The sequence below is a fragment of the Streptomyces sp. NPDC005408 genome (assembly GCF_040606445.1).
Classification (GTDB): Bacteria; Actinomycetota; Actinomycetes; order Streptomycetales; family Streptomycetaceae; genus Streptomyces.
Genome location: NZ_JBEXEX010000016.1, coordinates 11614 through 25805, shown reverse-complemented (window position 1 = coordinate 25805; position 14192 = coordinate 11614). Strand labels below are relative to the sequence as shown.

The window sequence follows — 14192 nt, the reverse complement described above, 5'->3', positions numbered from 1 at the left end:
AATCTACTTGCCGTCCTCGATGTCCCCGAAGTGGTCCCAGCCGCTCTTCTTGGTCCACGGGGCACCGTCGACCGTCACCTGCGGCAGAGCCGACGGGTTGAGCACCTCGCCGATCACCTTCCAGCGGGCCGGCAGCTTGGCGTCCGGCGGGAAGGTCGCGACGATCGCGTGGTCCTCTCCACCGGTCAGCACCCACTGCAGCGGGTCGACGCCGACGGCCTGACCGATGTCGTTCATCTGCGAGGGGATGTCGATGGAGCCCGAGCGCAGGTCGATACGGACCTTGCTGGCCTCCGCGATGTGCCCGAGGTCGGCGACGAGTCCGTCGCTGACGTCGGTCATGGCGGTGGCGCCGAGCCCAGCCGCCGCGGGGCCCGCGTGGTACGGCGGTTCGGGCCGCCGGTGTGCCTCGACGAAGGCGCGCGGCGAGCGGAAGCCGCGCGAGAGCACCGCGTGCCCGGCGGCCGACCAGCCCAACCAGCCGGTGTACGCGACGACATCGCCGGGCTGGGCGCCGGCCCGGGTGACCGGTTCGTGGTTGCGCAGATCGCCGAGCGCGGTGATGGCGAGGGTGATGAGGTCTCCGCGCACGACATCGCCGCCGACCACGGCCGCCCCGGCGACCTGGCACTCGTCGCGGATGCCGTCCATCAGCTCGGTGGCCCAGGTGACCGGGAGTTCGGCCGGGACGACCAGGCCGAGCAGCAGCGCGGTCGGCACCGCGCCCATCGCTGCGATATCGGCCAAGTTCTGCGCGGCGGCCTTGCGGCCCACGTCGTACGCCGTCGACCAGTCGCGGCGGAAGTGCCGTCCCTCCAGCAGGACGTCCGTGCTCGCCACGACCCTGCGGTCGGGTGCGGCCACGACCGCGGCGTCGTCACCGGGTCCGAGCCGGACCGCGGGGGTGGAGGTGAGCCGTGAAGTGAGCTCCCTGATGAGCCCGAACTCCCCCAACTCGCCCACAGTGCCCTTCACCGAGTCTCACCTCTCCGTCGTCCTGCCGGGAGATCCGGCAGTGCTGCTCGCTTGCGGTCGCGAGCCGTCTGCGCCCTGGGTACCGTCAAGAGATACGTCAACTTCTGCTTTCCGTACGCCACGCTGCGGGCGTCACCCGGCGCGCGGGTCTCCCCGCGGCCCTCGGCGACGCGATACCGTGGCGTCCCTTCCCCCCACATGATCCTCGTGGCCGCCCTGGAGGTTCCGTGGTACAGGCGTACATCCTCATTCAGACCGAGGTGGGCAAGGCGTCGACCGTCGCCGAGACCATCGGCAAGATTCCGGGAGTGATCCAGGCCGAGGACGTAACCGGTCCCTATGACGTGATTGTGCGCGCCCAGGCCGAGACGGTCGACGATCTCGGTCGCATGGTGGTCGCCAAGGTCCAGCAAGTGGACGGCATCACCCGCACCCTGACCTGCCCGGTCGTGCACCTGTAGCCCCCGTCTACGCTTGGCCGGTGACTTCTTCCCGCCGCCGGCCCTTCTTTCTGTCCGCTGCCGCCCTGATGCTGCTGGCTGCCGCGGGCTGCTCCTCCACGGACGCAGCGGCGTCGGTCGCGGTTCCCAGCCCGCCGTCGGAGGAAGCCGCCCTGTGCGACGCACTGCACAAGGAGCTGCCGAAGTCCGTGGCCGGAGAGGACCGCAACGACCCTGAACCGGCTTCCGATCTGACCGCCGGCTGGGGCGATGCCGCGATCGTACTGCGCTGTGGTGTCCCCCGGCCCGAGAAGATGAACGACTCCCGGTCCAAGGGCGTGGAGGCGGACGGCGTCAACTGGCTCCTCGAGCAGGAGCCCGACGGGCCGCGCTTCACCACCACGTACCGCAAGACCTATGTCGAGGTCACGATGGACAAGCGGTACGCCCACGACATCACGCCGCTCGCCGAACTGGCCGACGCCGTCAAGAAGACGGTGCCGGCCAGACTCGAGGTCCCCTAGCGCCTGGCTCTAGCGCAGGCCGGTCGAGCGGCGCAGTGCCGCCTGGATCAGCCGGTCGACGAGCTCGGAGTAGCCGACGCCGCTCTCCTGCCACATCCGCGGGTACATCGAGATCGGCGTGAAGCCCGGCATCGTGTTGATCTCGTTGATGACGAACTCGCCGTCCTCGGTGAGGAAGAAGTCCGCGCGGACCAGGCCCTCGCAGGACGCGGCGTCGAAGGCTTCGACCGCGAGCCGACGCACCTCGGCGGTCTGCTCCTTCGTCAGCGGCGCGGGCACCAGACCGGCCGCCGAGTCGATGTACTTGGCCTCGAAGTCGTAGAACTCATGAGCCGTGACGGGCGGGATCTCGGCCGGGACGCTGGCGCGCGGGCCGTCCTCGAACTCCAGCACGCCGCACTCGATCTCGCGGCCGCGCAGCAGCGACTCGACCAGGATCTTCGGGTCGTGGCGCTGCGCTTCCTCGATCGCCTCGTCGAGGCCGGAGAGGTCGTCGACCTTGGTGATACCGATGGAGGATCCGGCACGCGCGGGCTTGATGAAGAGCGGCCAGTCGTGCTCGCCCGCGAAGTCGATGATCTTCTTGCGGGCCGCGGACGGGTCGAGCTCCCACTCGCGGGGGCGGATCACCGTGTACGGGCCGACGGGCAGGCCGAAGGAGATGAAGACGCGCTTCATGTACTCCTTGTCCTGGCCGACAGCGGAGGCAAGAACGCCCGAGCCGACGTACGGGACTCCGGAGAGCTCCAGGAGGCCCTGGAGGGTGCCGTCCTCGCCGTACGGGCCGTGCAGCATGGGGAAGACGACGTCGACCTCGCCGAGTGCCTTGGGCACGGCGCCGGGCTCGCTGTAGACGACCTCGCGGTTGGCGGGGTCCACGGAGAGGACCACGCCACCCTCGGTGGAGTCGGCGAGCTGCTCGACGCTGGGCGTACGGCGGTCGGTGATCGCCATCCGCTCCGGCTCGTCGGCGGTCAGCGCCCATCGGCCGTCCGTCGTGATGCCGATGGGCAGCACGTCGTACTTCGTACGGTCGATGGCGCGCAGCACGGCGCCGGCGGTGACCACGGAAATCCCGTGTTCGGAGCTGCGACCGCCGAAGACGACGGCTACGCGCGGCTTGCGGAGCTGCTGCTCAGGGCTCTGGGGGAGGTTCTCGCTGCTCATATCGCGATGAGACTACCCGTTGGTTTCGGACAAGTCAGTGCCGCTCGGGCTTGGCGCTGCGTGACATCAGTTCCTTGAGCGCGACGACCGGCGGCTTGCCCTCGTGGACGATGCCGACGACCGTCTCCGTGATCGGCATGTCGACGCCGTGCCTGCGGGCCAGATCGAGCACCGATTCACAGGACTTGACGCCCTCCGCGGTCTGCTTGGTGACCGCGATGGTCTCCTGGAGCGTCATCCCGCGGCCGAGGTTGGTGCCGAAGGTGTGGTTGCGCGAGAGCGGCGAGCAGCACGTGGCCACCAGGTCGCCGAGTCCGGCGAGCCCGGAGAAGGTCAGCGGGTCCGCGCCCATCGCGAGGCCGAGGCGGGTGGTCTCGGCGAGGCCGCGGGTGATCAGGGAGCCCTTGGCGTTGTCGCCGAGGCCCATCCCGTCCGCGATGCCGACGGCGAGGCCGATGACGTTCTTGACGGCGCCGCCCAGTTCGCAGCCGACCACGTCGGTGTTGGTGTACGGGCGGAAGTACGGGGTGTGGCACGCGGACTGGAGCCGCTGGGCGACGCTTTCGTCGCGGCTGGCGACCACCGCGGCGGCGGGCCGGCGCTGGGCGATCTCCTTGGCGAGGTTGGGGCCCGTGACGACGGCGACGCGTTCGGCTGAGACCTTGGCGACCTCTTCGATGACCTCGCTCATGCGCTTGGCGGTGCCGAGTTCGATGCCCTTCATCAGGGAGACGAGCACGGTGTCCGGCGCGAGCAGCGGCACCCATGCGGCGAGGTTGCCGCGCAGGGTCTGGGACGGGACGGCGAGGACGGTGAACTCGGCACCGTCCGCTGCCTCGGCGGGGTCGGTGGTGGCCCGTACCGCCTCGGGAAGCTCAATTCCCGGCAGATAGTCCGGGTTGGTACGGGTGGTGTTGACCGATTCGGCGAGTTCGGCGCGACGGCCCCACAGGGTCACATCGCAGCCGGCGTCGGCGAGAACCATCGCGAAGGCCGTGCCCCAGGAGCCGGTTCCGAATACTGCTGCCTTCGTGGCGGCGCGCGTCACTTGGTGCCCTCCTCGGCGGCCTTGCGGCGCTGCTGCGCGAGTACTTCGCGCAGATCGTACGGCTTCTCGGGCGACTTCTCGCCGCGCAGCTCCTCCAGCTGGACGGTGATCGCGGCCATGATGGCTTCGGTCGCGGCCTTCAGCACCTCGGGCGTCGGGTCCTTGCCGTAGAAGCGGTCGAGGTCGACCGGCGGACCCGCCTGCACGATGAGCGTCTTGCGCGGGAAGAGACGGATCTTCTCCTCCTTGGCGTACGGCGGCATCGCCAAGTTGGCGCCCCACTGGGCGATCGGAATGACCGGCGCCTTGGTGAGCAGTGCCGCACGCGCGACTCCGGTCTTCGCGGTCATCGGCCACATGCCCGGGTCACGAGTGAGTGTGCCCTCGGGGTAGAAGGCGACGCATTCACCGCTCTCGACGGCTTCGACGGCTGCGCGGAAGGCGCCGAAGGCGTTGGAGGACTCGCGGTAGACCGGAATCTGGCCCGTACCTCGCAGCAGGGTCCCGACAACGGGCGCCTTGAAGAGCGCGGCCTTGGCGAGGAACCGGGGCACACGTCCGCTGTTGTACTGGAAGTGCCCGTAGGAGAACATGTCGAGATACGAGTTGTGGTTGATAGCGGTGATGAATCCGCCGTCCGCCGGAATGTGTTCCATTCCCCGCCAGTCCCGGTTGAACAGAACCAAAAGCGGCGGTTTAGCGATGACCGCCGCCAGGCGGTACCAGAAGCCGATTCTACGGCGGGACACTCGGACACCTTCCTCTATTGCCGGGCCAGTGCCCGGCTGCTGGGGGTCAAGTGTCGCCCCAGGCCCCTGGTCTGTCGAGAACACCGTACGCCTCGGCTTCGGGCCCGGGCCTCCGCCCCTTCGCGGGCTCGCGCCACAATGGGGCCCGATGCGCATGGACGGAGAGCTCGCCACGAACACCGACTCGACGTACGGCTGGTCCCTGGTGGTCCCGCTGAAGCCCCTCCTACTGGCCAAGAGCAGGCTCGCCGAAGCCGCGGACGACATTCTGCGGCCGCATCTCGCGCTCGCCTTTGCGCAGGACACCGTGGCCGCGGCGCTGGCGTGCACAGTTGTACGGGATGTGGCGGTCGTCACGGACGATCCGGCGGCCGGCGCGGAGCTGGCCGCGCTCGGGGCGCGGATAGTGCCGGACACCCCGGCGGCCGGTCTCAACGCGGCGCTGGCGCACGGCGCGGACGCGGTGCGGGCGCTGCGGCCCGACCGGGCCGTCGCCGCACTCAACGCCGATCTGCCCGCATTGCGCCCCGCGGAATTGGCCCGGGTACTGGCACGCGCTTCGGCATTTCCCCGGGCATTTCTGGCTGATGCGGCCGGAATCGGCACGACTTTCCTGTCCGCGGCGCCGGGCACGGAATTGCGCCCCGCTTTCGGCGGCCGCTCCCGCCGCCGACATTTGGCGTCGGGGGCCGCGGAAATACTGCTGGACGGCGTGGATTCGGTACGGCAGGACGTGGACACCGGGGACGATCTGGCCGTCGCGCTGGCGCTTGGAGTGGGCCCGCGGACCGCGGAGCGCTGGGCGGCCGGCACCCATGCTCTCGACGGCTAGGGGGTGTCGTTTGGATCAGGCCGGATCAGGGAGCGGGGTCTGGTGCGTGCGATCGCAAGGGCGGAGGAAGGAGCCGACGCGGAGCGTCGGCGACTGACGACAACGCGGCGAGCGTGCCAGGGCACGCGAACCCGGCAAGATCGGCCGGACAGGACCTAGACACCGCCTGAGCCGCCACAGGGCCTAGGCTGGCGCGTATGCAGGCGACCTCGTACACCTACGACTTTGATACCCGCAGCGGGAGTGTGCTGCTCGACGACGGCACCCCGGTGGAGTTCGACGCCGCGGCCTTCGACGCGGGCGGTCTGCGGCTGCTGCGGCCGGGCCAGCGGGTCCGTATCGAGACGGAGGGCGACGGCGAGGCCCTGCGCATCACGCTGGTGACACTGGCAACCCTCTGAACACGCCGCGGGCCGGGCTCCCCGAGGGGAGCCCGGCCCGGCGCGTGAGTGGCCCTGTGACCTGTTGCCGCTTACTTCCTGGCGGCGGTCTTCTTGGCGGCGGTCTTGCGCGCCGTCGCCTTCCTGGCGGGCGCCTTCTTCGCCGTCGCCTTCTTGGCCGGCGCGGTCTTCTTGGCGGCGGCCTTCTTCGTGGTCGCCTTCTTGGCCGTGGCCTTCTTGGCCGTAGCCTTCTTGGCCACGGTCTTCTTCGCGGTCGCCTTCTTCGCGACCGTCTTCTTCGCCGCGGTCTTCTTGACTGCGGCCTTCTTCGCCACGGTCTTCTTGGCCGCGGCCTTCTTCGCCACCGTCTTCTTGGCGGCGGCCTTCTTGACGGTCGTACGCGCGACAGTCCCGCCCGAGAGGCTGCCCTTGGGCGCCTTCTTGACGGAGACCTCGCCACCCCTGGGGAGCTTCTTCGAGCCGCTCACCAGGTCCTTGAAGCCCTGACCCGCGCGGAAGCGCGGCACCGAGGTCTTCTTGACCCGCACGCGCTCACCCGTCTGCGGGTTGCGGGCGTAACGAGCAGGACGGTCGACCTTCTCGAACGAGCCGAAGCCGGTGACCGAAACCCGGTCTCCGCCGACAACTGCGCGGACGATCGCGTCAAGTACCGCGTCGACAGCCTCCGCGGCCTGCTGACGGCCGCCGACCTTGTCGGCAATCGCTTCTACGAGCTGCGCCTTGTTCACGTCTTCCCCTTCGGAGACATTGGCCGGAACGAATGCGTCCAGGCTTTTTCGCACGTTAGGCAGATATATACCGCAAATCAAACACGAAACGGGCTAATCACCCTAGTGCCGCAACGAAGTCGACCTTCGCGGAACTTCGGGTGTCAGTCGCCTTCAGGGAATCGGCCCTCGTCGAGGTCCTTCATCAAGCGGTCCAGACGCCTTGCCGCATCCGGGAGATCGTGCTTCGCCGCTGCCGTGACGACCAGCAGCTTCCGGGACAGCGCCATCCTTACGCCCTCCGGGACTTGCAGTGCGCGCACTCTTGTGTGCGCTTCCTTCAGCCGGGCTGCGACTGCCTCGTAGAGCTCGAGTTGGCTGTCGCGTTCCATGCACCGATTGTGCCATCTGGGGCGAGTTGTCGCCCAACGGCGTCTCAACAAGCGACTGCGCCCCCCACCGGACGGTGGGGGGCGCAGTACGGGAAAAGCGCTGCTCAGGCCTCAATTGTGCGGGGCTTGAAGGCCGGTCGGGAGCCCTCGTAAGCCGCGATGTCGGCTTCGTTCTGAAGGGTGAGGCTGATGTCGTCCAGACCGTTCAGCAGCCTCCATCGGGCGTTCTCGTCAAGCTCGAAGTCGGCCGTGATTCCTTCGGCCAGAACCTGCCGCTTCTCCAAGTCCACGGTGACTTCGGCCGTCGGGTCGGCCTCGGTCAGCTCCCAGAGCGCGTCCACGACCTTCTGGTCCAGAACCACGGTCAGCAGACCGTTCTTGAGCGAGTTGCCGCGGAAGATGTCGGCGAACCGGGAGGAGATGACGGTCTTGAAGCCGTAGTTCTGCAGGGCCCATACGGCGTGCTCGCGGGAGGAGCCGGTGCCGAAGTCGGGGCCCGCCACCAGGACCGTGGCGCCCTGCCGCTCGGGCCGGTTGAGGACGAAGGAGGCGTCCTTGCGCCAGGCCTCGAAGAGTCCGTCCTCGAAGCCGTCGCGGGTGACCTTCTTCAGCCAGTGGGCCGGGATGATCTGGTCGGTGTCGACGTTGCTGCGGCGCAGCGGGACGGCCCGGCCGGTGTGTGCGGTGAAAGCTTCCATGGTGCTCAGACTCCGGCGGTCGCGGGGGCTTCGGACAGGTCGGCGGGCGAGGCCAGATGGCCCAGTACCGCTGTGGCGGCGGCGACCTGCGGCGAGACCAGATGGGTGCGTCCACCCTTGCCCTGCCTGCCCTCGAAGTTGCGGTTGGAGGTGGACGCGGAGCGCTCGCCGGGGGCCAGTTGGTCGGGGTTCATGCCCAGGCACATCGAGCAGCCCGCGTGCCGCCATTCGGCGCCCGCCTCGGTGAAGACGGTGTTCAGACCCTCTTCGACGGCCTGCAGCGCGACCCGCACGGAGCCGGGGACCACCAGCATCCGTACGCCGTCGGCGACTTTACGGCCCTCCAGGATCGAGGCGGCCGAGCGCAGGTCTTCGATACGGCCGTTGGTGCAGGAGCCTACGAAGACGGTGTCGACCTCGATGTCGCGCAGCGGCTGGCCGGCGCTCAACCCCATGTATTCCAGGGCCCTTTCGGCGGCGTGGCGCTCCGAAGCGTCCTCGTACGAAGCCGGGTCGGGGACGTTCGCCGACAGGGGCGCGCCCTGGCCCGGGTTGGTGCCCCAGGTGACGAACGGCGACAGTTCCGTGGCGTCGATGAACACCTCGGCGTCGAAAACGGCGTCGTCGTCGGTGCGCAGCGTCTTCCAGTACGCGACGGCGGCGTCCCAGTCCTCGCCCTTGGGGGCGTGGTCACGGCCCCGCAGATAGTCGAAGGTGGTCTCGTCCGGGGCGATCATTCCGGCGCGGGCGCCCGCCTCGATCGACATGTTGCAGATGGTCATCCGGGCCTCCATCGAGAGCTTCTCGATGGCAGAGCCGCGGTACTCCAGGATGTAGCCCTGGCCGCCGCCGGTGCCGATCCGGGCGATGATGGCCAGGATCAGGTCCTTGGCGGTGACGCCGTCGGGCAGTTCGCCCTCGACCGTGATGGCCATGGTCTTGGGGCGGGCCAGCGGCAGCGTCTGGGTCGCCAGGACATGCTCCACCTGGGAGGTGCCGATGCCGAACGCCAGCGCGCCGAACGCGCCGTGCGTGGAGGTGTGCGAGTCGCCACAGACCACGGTGGTGCCGGGCTGGGTCAGACCGAGCTGCGGGCCCACGACGTGGACGACGCCCTGCTCGACATCGCCCAGCGGGTGCAGCCGTACGCCGAACTCCGCGCAGTTCTTGCGCAGCGTCTCCAACTGGGCGCGGGAGACCGGGTCCGCGATGGGCTTGTCGATGTCGATCGTCGGGGTGTTGTGGTCCTCGGTCGCGATGGTGAGGTCGAGGCGCCGCACCGGCCGGGCGTTCTGACGCAGACCGTCGAAAGCCTGGGGGCTGGTGACCTCGTGTAGCAGATGCAGATCGATGAAGAGGAGGTCGGGCTCGCCCTCGGCGCGCCGGACGACGTGGTCGTCCCAGACCTTCTCCGCGAGTGTCCTACCCATCGCTTTCCCTCCGGCCGGCTGTGCTGCCGACACAACTAGAGATCTTGTGCAGAACCCGTTGGTCCGCGGGCTGCACATACAGCCTCGCAAGTTCCCGGGAAAATTGAACTTGCGTTTCACAGTGTGAGACGTGAATATCGTTGCATGGACAACTCTAGCGGCGTCGGCGTTCTCGACAAGGCAGCTCTGGTATTGAGCGCTCTGGAGTCCGGTCCGGCCACCCTCGCCGGGCTGGTCGCGGCGACAGGGCTCGCACGACCCACGGCACATCGCCTTGCCGTGGCACTGGAACACCACCGGATGGTGGCGAGGGACATGCAGGGCCGGTTCATCCTCGGCCCGCGGCTGGCCGAGCTCGCCGCCGCGGCGGGCGAGGACCGGCTGCTGGCCACGGCGGGACCGGTACTCACCCACCTGCGCGACGTGACGGGCGAGAGCGCGCAGCTCTACCGCCGGCAGGGAGACATGCGGATCTGCGTGGCCGCGGCGGAACGGCTGTCCGGACTGCGGGACACGGTGCCGGTCGGCTCCACGCTCACCATGAAGGCGGGCTCGTCGGCCCAGATCCTGATGGCCTGGGAGGAGCCGGAGCGCCTGCACCGGGGCCTCCAGGGTGCCCGTTTCACGGCCACGGCCCTGTCCGGCGTACGGCGCCGGGGCTGGGCCCAGTCGATCGGCGAGCGCGAGCCCGGCGTGGCCTCCGTCTCGGCGCCGGTGCGGGGCCCGTCGAACCGGGTCGTGGCCGCGGTCTCGGTCTCGGGCCCGATCGAGCGCCTGACGCGCCACCCGGGGCGTATGCATGCCCAGGCGGTCATCGACGCGGCGGCCCGACTGAGCGAGGCGCTGCGCCGCTCCGGCTGACGACGGCGCTCGGCCCTCCGCCCCGGTCGGGGCGGAGGCTCCGGGCCTGATTCGTCCGCGGACGGCACAAAACCGCCTGGGATTTGGTCAGTTGAGACAGCGACTTCCCAGCCGAGTGCGCTGAACTCCAGCCGGGAGAGGCCGAGCTGGGTGCGCGCGATGCGTAACTCCGGTACACCAAACGCGAAGAGGCCCTCCGCGAAATGCGGAGGGCCTCTTCGATGCGTACCCCCGACCGGATTCGAACCGGCGCTACCGCCTTGAGAGGGCGGCGTGCTAGGCCGCTACACAACGGGGGCCTTGCGGATAAGCTCCGCGAGCTGGCCTACCAGGACTCGAACCTAGAATGACGGTACCAGAAACCGTAGTGTTGCCAATTACACCATAGGCCATGGTGGTTTAGACCAGTACCCCCGACCGGATTCGAACCGGCGCTACCGCCTTGAGAGGGCGGCGTGCTAGGCCGCTACACAACGGGGGCCCTAGCGATCCCACCCGGCGAGGAGCCGGGTGATGTCACTGCGCGGTCATCGGGTGCGACCCTGATGATCAGCAGGATGGATCTGTACCCCCGACCGGATTCGAACCGGCGCTACTGCCTTGAGAGGGCAGCGTGCTAGGCCGCTACACAACGGGGGCGTTGCAGAAGATGTTCTCTGCGAGCTGGGCTACCAGGACTCGAACCTAGACTAACGGAACCAGAAACCGTCGTGCTGCCAATTACACCATAGCCCACCAAAACTCAACCCCCGGAAGGGGGTTTGTTTGGTTTGCGCTTCCCGGCCGGACCTCTCGGCCCTCTCGGGCGGCGCAGGAAGAACATTACCTGAAGGTGTCCGGCGCTCCAAAACGGGTATCGCGCCGCAGCAGGCCAGAGAGCTGGGCGAGACCGGTGATTCGGGTGAGCTCGGGACGCCCGCCGAGGCCGGTGCGGTCCAGCCAGATCCCGGTGAGACCGGCGGCCACGGCCCCCTGTGCGTCGATGTCCGGCTGATCACCCACGTACGCGACCTCCCCGGGCGGCAGCGCGAGGGCGTCGCAGGCGGCGTGGAACGCCTCGGCCGCGGGCTTGGAGACGCCCAGCTCGGCCGCGCACACGACGGCCTCGAACCGGTCGCGTACACCCAAGACTCGCAGCTTGCGGTCCTGGTTGCGGAGCGAGGAGTTGGACAGGACGGCATGGCGGTAGTCGTCCGCGAGCAGGTCCAGGGCGGGGACGGCATCGGGGAAGAGCGACCAGGCGGCCTCGAAGTGCACTATGTAGCGATCGAACCAGTCGTCGGCCTCGCCATCGCCGAGGGGCCGGCCGGTGAAGGACCGCACGCGGTCACGGCGCTGGCCCTCCCAGTCGGTCTCACCGGCGGAGAAGCGCGCCCAGTGCTGGTCGGTGATCTGGCGCCAACGGCCGAGGGCCTGGTCGACGGAGTCGTATCCGTCCACCAGGCCCTCGGCTTCAAGGTGTCGTTGCATACCGGCGCGGTCGGCGCGTGCGTAGTCGAAGATCGTGTCGTCGATGTCCCACAGGACCGCGCGAATCGGCATGATCCGACCGTACCTCCGGCGCCGCCCCCTGCTGGGGGTTCGGGGGTTCTCCCCCGAAGAATGCAGCGTCGATGTCCCACAGGACCGCGCGAATCGGCATGATCCGAGCCTATGCGGCCAGCTTCGCCAGCGCCGCGTCAATGCGGGACAGCGTCTTCTCCTTGCCCAGGATTTCCAGCGACTCGAACAGCGGCAGGCCCACCGTGCGGCCCGTGACCGCGACGCGGACCGGGGCCTGGGCCTTGCCGAGCTTCAGGCCGTGCTCCTCGCCCGCCGCCAGGACCGCGTTCTTCAGGGACTCGGGGCTGGACCAGTCCGCGTCGGCCAGCTTCTCGCGGGCCGTGCGCAGCAGCGCGTCGGAGCCCTCCTTCATCGCCTTCGTCCAGGACGCCTCGTCCTCGACCGGGGCGTCCAGGAAGAGGAAGTCGACGTTGGCGGTGATGTCCGAGAGGACGGTCAGCCGGGTCTGGGCGTGCGGGGCGATCGCCTCCCAGGCCGCCTGGTCGAACTGCTCCGGCGCCCAGTTGGCGTGCGGGGCCCGCAGCCAGGGGCCGCACGCCTCGGTGAAGGCCTTCACATCGAGCCTGCGGATGTGGTCGGCGTTGATCGCCTCGGCCTTCTTCAGGTCGAAGCGGGCCGGGTTGGCGTTGACTTCCGCGACGTCGAACTTCGCGACCATCTCCTCGATGGAGAAGACGTCCTGGTCGGCCGAGAAGGACCAGCCGAGCAGGGAGAGGTAGTTGAGGAGGCCCTCCGGGAGGAAGCCGCGCTCCCGGTAGACGTTCAGGGACGCCTGCGGGTCGCGCTTGGAGAGCTTCTTGTTGCCCTCGCCCATCACGTACGGGAGGTGTCCGAAGGCCGGGATCTCCTTGGCGATGCCCAGCTCGATCAGCGCCTTGTAGAGCGCGATCTGGCGCGGGGTCGAGGAGAGCAGGTCCTCGCCGCGCAGGACGTGCGTGATCTCCATCAGCGCGTCGTCGACCGGGTTGACCAGCGTGTACAGCGGGGCGCCGTTGGCGCGGACGATGCCGTAGTCGGGGACGTTGTCCGGGGTGAAGGTGAGCTCGCCGCGGACCAGGTCGGTGAAGGTGATCGGCTCGTCGGGCATCTTGAAGCGGACGATGGCCGGGCGGCCCTCGTCCTTGTACCGCGCGATGCGCTCGGCGGAGAGGTTGCGGCAGGTGCCGTCGTAACCCGAGGGCTTGCCAGCCAGGCGGGCGGCGTCGCGGCGGGCCTCCAGCTCGACGGCGGTGCAGAAGCACTCGTACGCATAGCCGCCGGCCATCAGCTTCTCGGCGACGTCCTTGTAGAGGTCCATCCGCTGCGACTGGCGGTAGGGGGCGTGCGGGCCGCCCATCTCGGGGCCCTCGTCCCAGTCCAGGCCCAGCCAGCGCATCGAGTCGAGCAGCTGGTTGTACGACTCCTCGGAGTCGCGGGCCGCGTCGGTGTCCTCGATACGGAAGACCATGGTGCCGCCGGTGTGCCGGGCGTAGGCCCAGTTGAACAGGGCGGTGCGGACCAGACCCACATGCGGGTTGCCGGTCGGGGACGGACAGAAACGTACGCGGACGTTCGCGTTAGCCACGCTTGATCACCTTGTTGGTGAGAGTGCCGATGCCTTGAATGGTGACGGCGACCTCGTCGCCGACGTTGAGCGGGCCGACCCCGGCCGGTGTGCCGGTGAGTACGACGTCGCCGGGGAGCAGTGTCATCGCCTCGGAGACATTGACGATCAGCTCCTCGATGGAGTGGATCATCTGGCTCGTACGGCCGAGCTGGCGTTGTTCGCCGTTGACCGTGCACTGGATGGCCAGGTCGCTCGGGTCGAGGTCCGTCTCCACCCAGGGGCCGAGCGGGCAGGAGCTGTCGAAGCCCTTGGCCCTGGCCCACTGCTTCTCGCGCTTCTGGACGTCGCGCGCGGTGACGTCGTTGGCGCAGGTGTAGCCGAGGATGACGTCCTTGACCCGCTCGCGCGGGACTTCGCGGCACATCCGGCCGATGACCACGGCCAGTTCGGCCTCGTGGTGCAGTTCCTGCGAGAAGGAGGGGTACGCGATGGGGTCGCCGGGGCCGATCACCGAGGTGGACGGCTTGAAGAAGGCGAACGGCGCGTCCGGGACCTCGTTGCCGAGCTCCGCCGCGTGTTCCGCGTAGTTGCGGCCGAAGGCCACGACCTTGCTCGGAAGTACGGGCGGCAGCAGCCTGACCCTGTCCTTGGAGCCGGGGGTCAGCGGGACCTTCGTGCCGGAGAGCTCGAAGTCCGCGAACGGGATGCCCTTGATGATGTCGAGGACGAGGCCGTCGGGGCCTTCGCCCTCGACCGCGCCGAAGGCCACATTGCCGTCGATGGAGAACCTGGCGATGCGCACGGGATGCGGGTGCCCCTCTTCTGTTTACGCTGGCTGGAGTCTGACGCTCCAGGCTAA

At 68.9% G+C, this 14192-nt stretch carries 16 protein-coding genes and 5 tRNA genes; 5 read left to right on the top strand and 16 right to left on the bottom strand.

Features of this window, described 5'->3' with window-relative positions; all coding sequences use genetic code 11:
* Nucleotides 1–3: 3 nt before the first annotated feature.
* The gene (locus ABZS64_RS17330; protein WP_266488756.1) at nt 4–975 is read right to left on the bottom strand and encodes a thiamine-phosphate kinase; all 972 of its coding nucleotides are present in this window, start codon (nt 973–975) and stop codon (nt 4–6) included.
* A 227-nt stretch (nt 976–1202) separates the two neighbouring features.
* Between ABZS64_RS17330 and ABZS64_RS17325 the strand changes: the two genes are divergently transcribed.
* Nucleotides 1203–1436 (top strand): Lrp/AsnC ligand binding domain-containing protein, encoded by a 234-nt coding sequence (locus ABZS64_RS17325; RefSeq protein WP_108152814.1) that lies wholly within the window; start codon nt 1203–1205, stop codon nt 1434–1436.
* A 20-nt stretch (nt 1437–1456) separates the two neighbouring features.
* A complete protein-coding gene (locus ABZS64_RS17320) occupies nt 1457–1939 on the top strand; it encodes a DUF3515 domain-containing protein (RefSeq protein ID WP_355829695.1) in 483 nt (160 codons plus the stop codon).
* Between the two features lie 9 nt (nt 1940–1948).
* Here the strand turns inward: ABZS64_RS17320 and ABZS64_RS17315 are convergent, their stop codons facing one another.
* Genes ABZS64_RS17315 through ABZS64_RS17305 form a run of 3 tightly spaced genes read right to left on the bottom strand, consistent with a single transcriptional unit; the run spans nt 1949 to nt 4903 of the window.
* A complete protein-coding gene (locus ABZS64_RS17315) occupies nt 1949–3106 on the bottom strand; it encodes a D-alanine--D-alanine ligase family protein (protein WP_355829693.1) in 1158 nt (385 codons plus the stop codon).
* Between the two features lie 34 nt (nt 3107–3140).
* The gene (locus ABZS64_RS17310) at nt 3141–4154 is read right to left on the bottom strand and encodes an NAD(P)H-dependent glycerol-3-phosphate dehydrogenase (protein WP_355829691.1); all 1014 of its coding nucleotides are present in this window, start codon (nt 4152–4154) and stop codon (nt 3141–3143) included.
* Nucleotides 4151–4903: a lysophospholipid acyltransferase family protein gene (locus ABZS64_RS17305; protein ID WP_355829688.1), complete on the bottom strand. Its 753-nt coding sequence runs from the start codon at nt 4901–4903 to the stop codon at nt 4151–4153. The genes ABZS64_RS17310 and ABZS64_RS17305 overlap by 4 nt, the downstream gene beginning before the upstream one ends.
* A 148-nt stretch (nt 4904–5051) precedes the next feature.
* Between ABZS64_RS17305 and cofC the strand changes: the two genes are divergently transcribed.
* Together cofC and ABZS64_RS17295 are read left to right on the top strand one after the other, a co-directional pair.
* Entirely contained in the window at nt 5052–5735 is a 684-nt protein-coding gene (gene cofC / locus ABZS64_RS17300; protein ID WP_355829685.1) for a 2-phospho-L-lactate guanylyltransferase, read from the top strand.
* A 197-nt stretch (nt 5736–5932) separates the two neighbouring features.
* A complete protein-coding gene (locus ABZS64_RS17295) occupies nt 5933–6136 on the top strand; it encodes a hypothetical protein (RefSeq protein ID WP_355829682.1) in 204 nt (67 codons plus the stop codon).
* A 71-nt stretch (nt 6137–6207) separates the two neighbouring features.
* On the opposite strand, the gene ABZS64_RS17290 is transcribed toward ABZS64_RS17295, so the two are convergent.
* From ABZS64_RS17290 to leuC, 4 genes are all read right to left on the bottom strand, one after another.
* The gene (locus ABZS64_RS17290; protein ID WP_355829679.1) at nt 6208–6864 is read right to left on the bottom strand and encodes an HU family DNA-binding protein; all 657 of its coding nucleotides are present in this window, start codon (nt 6862–6864) and stop codon (nt 6208–6210) included.
* A gap of 143 nt (nt 6865–7007) precedes the next feature.
* Nucleotides 7008–7235: a hypothetical protein gene (locus tag ABZS64_RS17285; protein ID WP_142213448.1), complete on the bottom strand. Its 228-nt coding sequence runs from the start codon at nt 7233–7235 to the stop codon at nt 7008–7010.
* A 104-nt stretch (nt 7236–7339) separates the two neighbouring features.
* On the bottom strand, nt 7340–7933 hold the full coding sequence (leuD, locus tag ABZS64_RS17280; RefSeq protein ID WP_355829676.1) for a 3-isopropylmalate dehydratase small subunit: 594 nt from the start codon (nt 7931–7933) through the stop codon (nt 7340–7342).
* A gap of 5 nt (nt 7934–7938) precedes the next feature.
* On the bottom strand, nt 7939–9363 hold the full coding sequence (gene leuC, locus ABZS64_RS17275; RefSeq protein ID WP_355829675.1) for a 3-isopropylmalate dehydratase large subunit: 1425 nt from the start codon (nt 9361–9363) through the stop codon (nt 7939–7941).
* Between the two features lie 144 nt (nt 9364–9507).
* Here leuC and ndgR point away from each other — a divergent pair, with 144 nt between their 5' ends.
* Nucleotides 9508–10224, top strand: coding sequence for an IclR family transcriptional regulator NdgR (gene ndgR, locus ABZS64_RS17270; RefSeq protein ID WP_026278050.1), 717 nt, complete (start codon nt 9508–9510; stop codon nt 10222–10224).
* Nucleotides 10225–10450: 226 nt separating this feature from the next.
* On the opposite strand, the gene ABZS64_RS17265 is transcribed toward ndgR, so the two are convergent.
* The 8 genes from ABZS64_RS17265 to ABZS64_RS17230 form a co-directional block, all read right to left on the bottom strand.
* A tRNA-Glu gene (locus ABZS64_RS17265) sits at nt 10451–10523 on the bottom strand.
* 21 nt (nt 10524–10544) lie between these two features.
* A tRNA-Gln gene (locus ABZS64_RS17260) sits at nt 10545–10616 on the bottom strand.
* A gap of 16 nt (nt 10617–10632) precedes the next feature.
* Nucleotides 10633–10705 (bottom strand) — tRNA-Glu (locus ABZS64_RS17255).
* A gap of 85 nt (nt 10706–10790) precedes the next feature.
* Nucleotides 10791–10863: transfer RNA gene (locus tag ABZS64_RS17250), tRNA-Glu, on the bottom strand.
* A 24-nt stretch (nt 10864–10887) separates the two neighbouring features.
* Nucleotides 10888–10959: transfer RNA gene (locus ABZS64_RS17245), tRNA-Gln, on the bottom strand.
* Between the two features lie 87 nt (nt 10960–11046).
* Nucleotides 11047–11766 carry an HAD family hydrolase gene (locus tag ABZS64_RS17240; protein ID WP_355829673.1) on the bottom strand — a complete coding sequence of 240 codons (720 nt, stop codon included), beginning with the start codon at nt 11764–11766 and terminating at the stop codon, nt 11047–11049.
* Nucleotides 11767–11875: 109 nt separating this feature from the next.
* The gene (gene gltX / locus ABZS64_RS17235; RefSeq protein ID WP_355829670.1) at nt 11876–13351 is read right to left on the bottom strand and encodes a glutamate--tRNA ligase; all 1476 of its coding nucleotides are present in this window, start codon (nt 13349–13351) and stop codon (nt 11876–11878) included.
* On the bottom strand, nt 13344–14135 hold the full coding sequence (locus ABZS64_RS17230; protein ID WP_355829667.1) for a fumarylacetoacetate hydrolase family protein: 792 nt from the start codon (nt 14133–14135) through the stop codon (nt 13344–13346). The genes gltX and ABZS64_RS17230 overlap by 8 nt, the downstream gene beginning before the upstream one ends.
* Nucleotides 14136–14192 lie beyond the last annotated feature (57 nt).